The sequence below is a fragment of the Collimonas fungivorans genome, from assembly GCF_028292705.1.
Classification (GTDB): Bacteria; Pseudomonadota; Gammaproteobacteria; order Burkholderiales; family Burkholderiaceae_D; genus Collimonas; species Collimonas fungivorans_B.
This window is the reverse complement of sequence record NZ_JAQGLV010000260.1, coordinates 1-9,909: the sequence shown is the minus strand read 5'-3', so window position 1 is coordinate 9,909 and position 9,909 is coordinate 1. Positions and strand designations below refer to the sequence as shown.

General features: G+C 60.8%; 7 protein-coding genes and 1 tRNA gene. All 8 read left to right on the top strand.

Translation table 11 applies throughout. From position 1 onward, the window contains the following. Positions 1-285 (top strand): ACT domain-containing protein (locus tag JWQ61_RS14740; protein ID WP_304361188.1); only part of this gene is annotated, 285 nt, incomplete at its 5' end. A 127-nt stretch (positions 286-412) separates the two neighbouring features. Continuing rightward, a tRNA-Ser gene (locus JWQ61_RS14735) sits at positions 413-506 on the top strand. Positions 507-717: 211 nt separating this feature from the next. After that, positions 718-3,324: a bifunctional lysylphosphatidylglycerol flippase/synthetase MprF gene (gene mprF, locus JWQ61_RS14730; RefSeq protein ID WP_304361187.1), complete on the top strand. Its 2,607-nt coding sequence runs from the start codon at positions 718-720 to the stop codon at positions 3,322-3,324. Beyond that, positions 3,321-4,715, top strand: a complete 1,395-nt coding sequence (locus JWQ61_RS14725) for an AcvB/VirJ family lysyl-phosphatidylglycerol hydrolase (RefSeq protein WP_304361186.1) — start codon at positions 3,321-3,323, stop codon at positions 4,713-4,715. The genes mprF and JWQ61_RS14725 overlap by 4 nt, the downstream gene beginning before the upstream one ends. A gap of 320 nt (positions 4,716-5,035) precedes the next feature. Beyond that, positions 5,036-6,004 (top strand): ABC transporter substrate-binding protein, encoded by a 969-nt coding sequence (locus tag JWQ61_RS14720; RefSeq protein WP_120235673.1) that lies wholly within the window; start codon positions 5,036-5,038, stop codon positions 6,002-6,004. Positions 6,005-6,102: 98 nt separating this feature from the next. After that, positions 6,103-7,662, top strand: coding sequence for a sugar ABC transporter ATP-binding protein (locus JWQ61_RS14715; protein ID WP_304361185.1), 1,560 nt, complete (start codon positions 6,103-6,105; stop codon positions 7,660-7,662). 83 nt (positions 7,663-7,745) lie between these two features. Further along, positions 7,746-8,792: an ABC transporter permease gene (locus JWQ61_RS14710; protein WP_304361189.1), complete on the top strand. Its 1,047-nt coding sequence runs from the start codon at positions 7,746-7,748 to the stop codon at positions 8,790-8,792. Next, positions 8,789-9,802, top strand: coding sequence for a galactofuranose ABC transporter, permease protein YjfF (gene yjfF / locus JWQ61_RS14705; RefSeq protein WP_304361184.1), 1,014 nt, complete (start codon positions 8,789-8,791; stop codon positions 9,800-9,802). The genes JWQ61_RS14710 and yjfF overlap by 4 nt, the downstream gene beginning before the upstream one ends. The last annotated feature ends 107 nt before the right edge of the window (positions 9,803-9,909 follow it).

Genomic DNA, 9,909 nt, shown 5'->3' with positions numbered 1-9,909 from the left:
GAATACACCAAGGCGATGGATGTCCTGAACGAGAAGGTCAAGGCAAACATCGGCGCGGCCAGCATCACCGGCGACGCCAAGGTGTCGAAGGTGTCGGTGGTCGGCGTCGGCATGCGCAGCCATGTCGGCATCGCCTCGCAAATGTTCCGCACCTTGTCGGAAGAGGGCATCAATATCCAGATGATTTCGACCTCCGAAATCAAGATTTCGGTGCTGATCGACGAAAAGTACATGGAACTGGCCGTGCGCGCCTTGCACAAGGCTTTTGGGCTGGAAAGCGCTTAATCGCAGGGAATCGCGAAAAAAATCACGAAAAAAACGCTTAATTTGGTGTGGCGTTATTGACCAATGCCCCATGAAAAGTTATTATTCGTGTCCTTAACGCGGCGTTGTTAATAGCCGTTTTGAGTTTGGAGGCGTGGCCGAGTGGTCGAAGGCACTTCCCTGCTAAGGAAGCATATGGGCTTAAACCTGTATCGTGGGTTCGACTCCCACCGCCTCCTCCAAGAACATGTTCCGAGTTATTTTTGAGTGATTCGAGAACGTACAAAAAACCGCTTCTAGCCTTGTGCTGGTGCGGTTTTTTTGTTTTTACGGCGTTTTTCTTTATCGGTTTATTGCTTGCTGGAGCGAACCTTGCTTTGTAAACTGGCTCTTAACTATTGTTAATGCGGTCAACGGCTGGCCCGAAAGGGACGGCCGCATGATAAAGGTTCCATGGCACGTCATCCATCCTCGTCACAAACAGATATTCCGGCGCCTGGCGCCGTTCCAGCCGTGCAGAAGGCGGGCGTAAGCTGGCGCTTCTGGCTCACGCTGCTGGTGGTGCTGGTGCTGGGCGCACTGGTGTTCAAATCCCTGTACGCACTGCTTGCCGACGTGCATTACCGCAGCATCGTGCATGCGGTGAAACATACGCCGCTGAGCCATCTTTTGCTGGCCATGCTGGCGACCGCGGTCAGCTACCTGTCGCTGGCCGGTTACGACGTCTCCAGCTTGCGCTACGTCGGCGCCAAGGTCAAAGGGACGACCATCGGCTTGACCTCGTTCATTGCCTACGCGCTCGGCAATACCGTCGGCCTTGGCGTGCTGACCGGCGGCACCGTGCGCATGCGCTTGTACACGGCGAGCGGGGTCGAGGCTTCCCAGGTGGCGCAAGCCATCGCCTTCAATGCCGGTGCATTCGGCCTCGGCATGACCACTTTCGGTGCTGTCGGCTTGCTGTGGGGCGCAACTCAGGTGCAGGAGCTGGCGCATATCCCGAGCTGGCTGCTGCGTGCGGTAGCTTGCCTGGTCTTGCTCGGGGTAGGCGCTTTTATCCTGTTGTGCCGCCTGCGCCGCGATTTGCTGCTGTTCGGGCGCTGGAACCTGCGTTTGCCCGAAGCCGGCCTGGCCTTGCGCCAGTTGCTGATCTCGGCGGTGGACCTGAGCGCGGCGGCGGCCACCTTGTGGTTCCTGCTGCCGAGCGGCGTCATCGATTTGCCGACCTTCGTCGCGTTTTATGCGATAGCGATGGCGCTTGGCGTGATCAGCCACGTGCCGGGCGGCGTCGGCGTATTCGAAGCGGTGATCCTGCTGGCTTGCGCCAACCACGCGCCGACCAGCAAGATCGCGGCGGCCCTGGTGTTGTACCGGGCTATCTATTTCCTGTTGCCGCTGCTGCTGGCGACGATTTTGCTGGCGGCATTCGAGATGCGTGCCGGCGTCGGTGCGCCGGTAGCGCGCGCAGCGGTGAGACTGTCGCCGTGGCTGCTCACGGCATTGACCATGGTGACCGGCACCATGCTGCTGGTATCGGGCGTGACGCCGGCCACCCGTCATGCCGAAGAGTTGCTGCGGCTGCATGTGCCCTTGTTTGTGGTGGAAGCGTCGCATCTGATCGGCAGCGTCGCCGGCCTGGCGATGCTGTTCCTGGCGCGCGGCCTGCTGCACCGGCTCGATGCGGCGTGGTGGGCGTCGCTGGTGCTGACCGTGATCGCCGGCATCCTGGCGCTGCCCAAGGGGATCGCGGTTTCCGAATTCATCGTGCTGTTCCTGCTGGCCTCGCTGCTGGTGATTTCGCGCAAGCAGTTTGACCGCCGCTCATCGCTGTTTTCGCAAACCTTCGAGCCTGGCTGGCTGATCGCGGTGGCTTGCGTGCTGGCGGCTTGCGGCTGGATCCTGCTGTTTGCCTATCGCGATATCGACATCGCCGACCGCATGTGGTGGCAATTCGCATTCGACGACTACGCGCCGCGTTCGATGCGGACCTTGATGGTGGTGGCCATCATGGCTTTGGGGCTGGGCCTGTGGCAGCTGTTCCGGCGTTCCACCGGCATCGCCGCACGTCCGGCCGAGGAGGAACTGCAGCGCGCCGCCGAGATCGTCAACAAGCAGCCTGCTGCGGATGCCTGCCTGGCTTTCATGGGCGACAAGAGCCTGCTGTTTTCCGCCTCCGGCAACAGTTTCATCATGTTCGCCAAGCACAACCGCTCCTGGGTAGCATTGTCCGATCCGGTCGGCGACCAGCGCGAATGGTCGGAACTGATCTGGCGTTTCATCGAACTGGTCGACGGCTACGGCGGCCGGGTCGCGTTCTACAAGGTGCGCCCGCAATCACTGCCGCTCTATCTCGACGCCGGTTTGCGCGTCTATAAACTGGGCGAAGAGGCTTACGTGCCGCTGGAGCAGTTCAGCCTGCAAGGGCCGCGCCGCGCCAATCTGCGGCATGGCGTCAATCGCGCCGAGCGCGAGGGCCTGAGTTTCGAGATGCTGGCGGTGGAGCAGTTGCCGCCGCTGCTGGGGCAGCTGAAAGTAGTCTCGGATGCATGGCTGGCCGACCAGGACACGCGCGAGAAGAGTTTTTCGCTGGGCAGTTTCGATGAAGCCTATATCTCGCGGCAACCGGTCGCGGTGATCCGGCGCGAGCAGAAAATCATCGCTTTTGCCAGCCTGATGTGTCCGGATGCGTTACGGGTGGAAGCCGCCGTCGACCTGATGCGGCAGTTGCCCGATGCGCCGCCGGGCACCATGGAATTCCTGTTCTCGCAGCTGATGCTGCATTTCAAGGAACAGGGCTACCAGCGCTTCGGCCTGGGCATGGCGCCGATGTCGGGCATGAAAGACCACCAGCTGGCGTCGCGCTGGCAGCGCTTCGGCCGCATGCTGTTCATGCACGGCGGACGTTTCTACAATTTCCGCGGTCTGCGCAATTTCAAGGACAAGTTCGACCCGGTGTGGGAGGCGCGCTACCTGGTGAGCAGGGGCGGGCTGGCGCCGGTGTTCGCTTTCACCGATACCGCCGCGCTGATCAGCGGCGGCCTCAAGGGAGCCATCAGTAAATGAAGCAAAGAATAATTTGCCTGGCGCTGTGTGCGATGGCTTTCATCGGCAGCGCTGCAAGTGCAGACGATACACATCACAGCGTAAGTCATGGCCGTTTCAAAAGTGTTGAAATCTACAGGCCGGCTGGGCCGGTGAATGGCGTCGTGCTGCTGTTGTCCGGCGATGCGGGCTGGAACCAGGGGGCAGCCGAAAAGGCCCGCGCGCTGGCCCAGCAGGGCGCTTTGGTGGCCGGCATCAGCACCCCGCAATTGTTCGCCAGCCTGGATGCCGACGGCGGCGACTGCGCGTTTCCCGACGGCGACCTGGAAAACCTGAGCCGCTTCGTGCAGGCTTATGAAAAAGTGCCGGGATATTATCCGCCGCTGCTGGTGGGAGAAGGTTCCGGCGCCAGCTTTGCCTACGCCATGCTGGCGCAAGCGCCAGCCGGCACTTTCGGCGGCGCCATCTCGCTCGGATTTTGTCCTGCCCTGAGCTTGCGCAAGCCGCTATGCAAGGGCGAGGGCGTACGCTTCAAGGCAGTAGCGAAAGGCAAGGGCGTGGATTTGTTGCCGGTTTCCCGGCTGCCCGCCGCGTGGCGGGTTTTGCTGGATGGGCAAACGCCCAAACGTTGCGACGCCCGTGTCACCCGAGTATTTGTGGCTAGCGTCGGCGGCGCCGAACTGGTCCAGGCGGCAGGCCAGGACGGACTGGCGCAGCTGAAGTCGACCTATGCCAGCCTGAATGCCAAGCAAGCGGTAGCAGTGCAGGCGCCGCCCGCCGCCGTGTCCGACTTGCCGGTGGTGGAAGTGGCCGCGCTGGCGCCGTCCGGGCGCAATCCGGACGCCGACACCATGGTGATCCTGATCAGCGGCGACGGCGGCTGGGCCGGCATCGACCGCGATGTGGCGAATGCGCTGTCGAAGCGCGGCGTGCCGGTAGTCGGCGTCGATTCGCTGCGTTATTTCTGGAGCGTTCGCACACCGGCATCGACGGCGAAAGACGTGGAGCGCCTGATGCAGTTCTACATGGCGCGCTGGAAAAAAAGCAAGGTGGTATTGATCGGTTATTCGCAAGGGGCTGATGTCTTGCCCTTTGTCGGCAACCGCCTGTCGGCGAAGGCGCTGGCGTCCGTGCCGTTGATCGCCATGATGGGCCTGGGCAAGAAGGCCGATTTCCAGTTCCACCTGACCAATTGGGTCAGTTCCAGCAATGACGGTTTGCCTATTCCGCCCGAAGTCGCGAAGCTGCCGGCCGGGCTGGCGATGTGCATTTACGGCAGCGAGGAAACGGATTCTGCCTGCCCGAGCTTCGATGCCGGCCGCGTCAAACTGCTCAAGCTGCACGGCGGCCATCATTTCGACGGCAACTACGAGCGCCTGGCCGGCCTGATTCTGGATGCTGCGCGCAAGTAGCCTCGCAATCGGCTGCAATATGTGGTTGATGAATATCTGGTATCACAACAATCAAGCAGACTCGTATGCTGCAGTGCGATATAGTGTCCCTGTCTCCTCCAACACCTCTCAAGGTTTGGATTCAGCCCGCAACGAAAGTTAGCGGGCTTTTTTTTGTCCAGAATTCATCAGCGCAAAGAAGCGCCGGCCGGCCGATACCTAAACATGTATCTGAAACGGGAAATAATTCATTTGAAAATAATCGGATTCCGTCCTAGGATGGTCGCGCTCTTCACACGTTTTATCTGGCTAAAAACACAAACATAAAAACGGAGACAGCAATGAAAATGACACGCAGAACGGTATTGGGTGCGGCGCTTTGCCTCGGCCTTGGATTCGGGATCACCTCCAGCGCTTATGCCGACAAACCGCTGGTCCTGGGCTTTTCCCAGGTTGGCGCCGAAAGCGAATGGCGCACCGCGAACACCGCATCGATCAAGGATGCGGCAAAACAGGCCGGCGTAACGCTCAAGTTCGCCGACGCCCAGCAAAAGCAGGAAAACCAGGTGAAGGCGATCCGCTCCTTCATCGCGCAAAAGGTCGATGTCATTGCATTTTCTCCGGTGGTCGAGTCGGGCTGGGACACCGTCCTGCGTGAAGCGAAAGCAGCCAAGATCCCGGTGATCCTGACCGACCGTGCAGTCGACGCCGCCGACAAATCGCTGTACGTGACGTTTATCGGCTCGGATTTCGTTGAAGAAGGCCGCCGCGCCGGACGCTGGTTGCTGGAACGAGCCAAGACCATGCCTGCCGGCGACATCAACATCGTTGAATTGCAAGGTACGGTCGGTTCCGCTCCCGCCATCGACCGCAAGGCAGGTTTCGCGGAAACCATCGCCGCCAATCCGAAACTGAAGATCATCCGCTCGCAAACCGGCGACTTCACCCGCGCCAAGGGCAAGGAGGTGATGGAAGCCTTCCTCAAGACCGATGGCAAGAAGATCAATGTCTTGTACGCGCATAACGACGACATGGCGATCGGCGCCATCCAGGCGATCGAAGAAGCCGGCTTGAAACCAGGCAAAGACATACTGGTGATTTCGATCGACGGCGTCAAGGGCGCATTTGAAGCGATGATGGCTGGCAAGCTCAACGTTACCGTCGAATGCAGCCCGTTGCTTGGGCCGCAGCTCATGAAGGTCGCGAAGCAGGTGCTCGCTGGCGAGACCATCCCCAAGCGCATTACGACCGAGGAAAGCGTGTTCCCGGCTGAAGTGGCGGCCAAGGAATTCCCGAACCGTAAGTATTAGGCTTTTCCACGTGCGGCGGGCGGATCGCCCGCCCGCCGCATCGGGCATGCATCGTAATGAGGCATGGCTTCGCATGAGAAATTCGGGATCGCGAGCGGATGAATAAAACAGCAACAGGCGCTGCCGGACAGGCGGCGAACGGCGTTGCACCAACGCTGGAACTGAACGGCATATACAAGGCATTCGGCGGCGTCAAGGCGCTGAGCGATGTCGCTTTGCGGCTGTATCCTGGCGAAGTCCACACGCTGATGGGACAGAATGGCGCAGGCAAATCCACTCTCATTAAAGTACTGACAGGCGTCTACGCGCCCGACAGCGGTGAAATACGGCTCGACGGCAGGGTCGTGCAGCCGTCTTCCACCCACGAGGCGCAGAACCTCGGCATCAGCACGGTCTACCAGGAAGTCAACCTGTGCCCGAACCTGTCGGTCGCTGAAAACATCTTTATCGGCCGCTATCCAAGAAAGTTTGGCGGCATCGACTGGAAAACCATGCAGCAGCAGGCGCAGCGCCTGCTGGGCGATTTGCAAGTCCATATCGACGTGACCGCCGCGCTCGCCAGGTATCCGCTGGCGATCCAGCAGATGGTGGCGATTTCGCGCGCCCTAAGCGTCTCCGCCAAGGTATTGATTCTGGACGAACCTACTTCCAGCCTGGACGAGGCTGAGGTGCGCCTGTTGTTCGATGTCTTGCGCAAGCTGCGGGGGCAGGGCATGGCGATCCTGTTCGTGACGCATTTCCTGGAACAGACTTACGAAATTTCCGACCGTATCACGGTGCTGCGCAATGGCGTCCTTGAAGGCGAATATCCGGCCAGTGCGCTGAGCCGTTTCGAACTGGTGAACAAGATGGTCGGCCAGCAGTCGCAGCCAGCCAGGGAAGCAGCCAGCGCAGACAAGGACGTGCGCGTGCCGGGCAGCGGCGAAATTGTGCTGCAGGCGCGGGGATTGGGACGCAAAGGAATACTCGCTCCGCTGGACCTGGATTTCCGTGCGGGAGAGGTATTCGGACTATGCGGCTTGCTCGGTTCGGGCCGGACCGAGGCCGCGCGGCTATTGTTCGGCGCCGACAAGGCCGACAGCGGCAGCATACAAATGAAAGGTGGTAGCGGGCCTGGAAGATTCGGCTCTCCGCGCGACGCCATCGCCGCCGGCATCGGTTTCTGTTCGGAAGACAGGAAAGCCGAGGGCGCAATCCTCGAACTGTCGGTGCGCGAAAACATCATCCTGGCGCTGCAGGCGCGCGCCGGCCTGCTGCGGGTGATCCCGCGCAAACGGCAGCAGGCGATCGCCAGCGATTACGTCAAATGGCTGGGCATCAAGACCCCCGATATCGAGACGCCCATCAGTTCCCTGTCCGGCGGCAACCAGCAAAAAGCCCTGCTGGCGCGCTGGCTGGCGACCGATCCCGCCATGCTGATCCTGGACGAACCGACGCGCGGCATCGATGTGCGCGCCAAGCAGGAGATCATGGACCATGTAATCGCCTTGTGCCACAAGGGCATGGCGATCCTGTTCATTTCTTCCGAAATCCCCGAGGTGCTGCGCTGCAGCGACCGCATGCTGGTATTGCGCGACCGTGAACCCTGCGGCGAATACCTGCGCGGAGAACTCGACGACGAATCGGTATTGCAAGTGATCGCCGGGGAGTGTGAATGAGCATTCCGTTGAATCCAGATCCGCTATCCGGCGCCCGGCTGCAGAGCGATACCGGCCCGTCGCCGGCAGTGCGCTTGCGTGTGATGCTGCGCAACCCCTTGCTGCGGCCGCTGGCGGCGCTGGCGCTGCTGTTGCTCATCGATTTTTTCATGATTCCCGGCTTCTTCCGCCTCGAATGGAAGGATGGCCATCTGTACGGCAGCCTGATCGATATCGTCAATCGCGCCGCGCCGCTGATACTGACCGCCCTTGGCATGACGCTGGTGATCGCGACGCGCGGCATCGACATTTCGGTGGGTGCGGTAGTGGCCATCTCCGGCACGGTTGCCGCGATGCTGATCGGCGGCACCATGGAAATGCATAACGGCGTGCCGGAATACGCAAGCCGCATCCCCATGGTGTGGGCAATTGCCGCCGCCATGGGAGCGGCGATCCTGTGTGGCATGTGGAATGGCTTCCTGGTCGCCACGCTGGGCCTGCAGCCGATCATCGCCACCTTGATCCTGATGGTGGGCGGGCGCGGACTGGCGCAATTGCTGACCGACGGCCAGATCGTCACGGTGTATTACAAGCCGTTTTTCTATATCGGCAGCGGCTATCTGTTTGGTCTACCGTTTTCCCTGTTCATCGCCATCGGCGTATTCGTGATTGTGGCGCTGCTGATGCGCAAGACGGCGCTCGGGCTGTTCATCCAGTCGGTCGGCATCAACCCTGTGGCGGCGCGGCTGGCCGGCATCAGGACCGCTGCGCTGATCTTTTTCGTGTACATGTTTTGCAGCGCCTGCGCCGGCGTCGCCGGGCTGATGATCAGCTCCAACATCAAGAGCGCGGACGCCAACAACGCCGGCCTGTTGCTGGAGCTGGACGCGATCCTGGCGGTGACGCTGGGCGGCACTTCCCTGGCCGGCGGCAAATTCAGCCTGGTCGGCAGCGTTATCGGCGCCTTGATCATCCAGGCGCTGACTTACACGATCTATTCGATGGGCGTGCCGCCGGAGGTGAACATGGTGGTGAAATCGATAGTGGTGTTCGCAGTGTGCCTGTCGCAATCGCCAGAGTTTCGCGGCCTGGGAAGCGGCTTGTTTAGCGGCGCTGCGCGCTCACGTTCCGTCAACGGTAAAAAACCATGAAACTCTTGCGCCAGTCACTGTCGTCGCCTTATTTCACGTCGCTGGCGACGGTCGCCTTGCTGATCGTGATGTTCGCCCTGGGATCGTTCGCCTACACCGGGTTTTTCTCCTTGCAGGTGGTGCTGAACCTGCTGATCGACAACGCCTTCCTGCTGGTGATCGCAATCGGCATGACTTTTGTCATCTTATCCGGCGGCATCGATTTGTCGGTCGGCTCGGTGCTGGCGCTGACCACCATGATTTCCGCCTACCTGCTGCAGTCGTGGCACTGGCCGCCGCTGCTGGTGATCGCCTGCGTGCTGCTGATCGGCAGCGCGTTCGGCGCCCTGATGGGCGCGCTCATCCATTTCTTCAAGCTGCAGGCATTCATCGTGACCTTGGCCGGGATGTTCCTGGCGCGCGGCTTGTGCTACCTGATCAGCATCAATTCCATCACCATCGACCAGCCCCTGTATGTCACCTTGTCGCAGGCGCGCATAGACGTCTTCGGCGCCTTTGTTTCGCCTAGCGTGGTGATCGCCATGCTGATGCTCGGGCTGGCCATTTACATCGCCCACTACACGCGTTTCGGACGCGCGGTCTACGCCATCGGCGGCAATGAGCAGTCGGCGCTGCTGATGGGCCTGGCGGTGGGACGCACCAAGGTGATGGTCTACGCTTTCAGCGGTTTTTGCGCGGCCCTGGCCGGTGTCCTGTTTTCGTTCTACATGTTGTCCGGTTATGGCTTGCATGCGCAAGGTACGGAGCTCGATGCGATTGCGGCGGTAGTGATCGGCGGCACCTTGCTGACCGGCGGTTACGGTTACGTCGCCGGCACGCTGACCGGCGTGCTGATCCTGGGCCTGATCCAGACCTTGATTGCATTCGACGGCACCCTGAGTTCGTGGTGGACCAAGATCGTGATCGGCGTGCTGCTGTTCGCTTTCTGCATGGCGCAGCGTTTAATGTCCCTGGGCGCGGCCGGCAGCGGCTCCGCCACACCTGCCATGCCGGCAACCACTGCGGCGTGACCGCGCGCCAATAAAAAATCCCGATTTCTTGTATCCTGATATGCGTGTTGTTAACCGGGCGCAGTGCAGCGCCCATGGGCAGGCGTATCTTAGGAGATGGTGTTGGC

Coding starts and splice junctions, on each gene's coding strand:
- JWQ61_RS14720 (WP_120235673.1), top strand. CDS start 5,036: ATGAAAATGACACGCAGAACGGTATTGGGTGCGGCGCTTTGCCTCGGC.
- JWQ61_RS14710 (WP_304361189.1), top strand. CDS start 7,746: ATGCTGCGCAACCCCTTGCTGCGGCCGCTGGCGGCGCTGGCGCTGCTG.
- JWQ61_RS14725 (WP_304361186.1), top strand. CDS start 3,321: ATGAAGCAAAGAATAATTTGCCTGGCGCTGTGTGCGATGGCTTTCATC.
- JWQ61_RS14715 (WP_304361185.1), top strand. CDS start 6,103: ATGAATAAAACAGCAACAGGCGCTGCCGGACAGGCGGCGAACGGCGTT.
- mprF (WP_304361187.1), top strand. CDS start 718: ATGGCACGTCATCCATCCTCGTCACAAACAGATATTCCGGCGCCTGGC.
- yjfF (WP_304361184.1), top strand. CDS start 8,789: ATGAAACTCTTGCGCCAGTCACTGTCGTCGCCTTATTTCACGTCGCTG.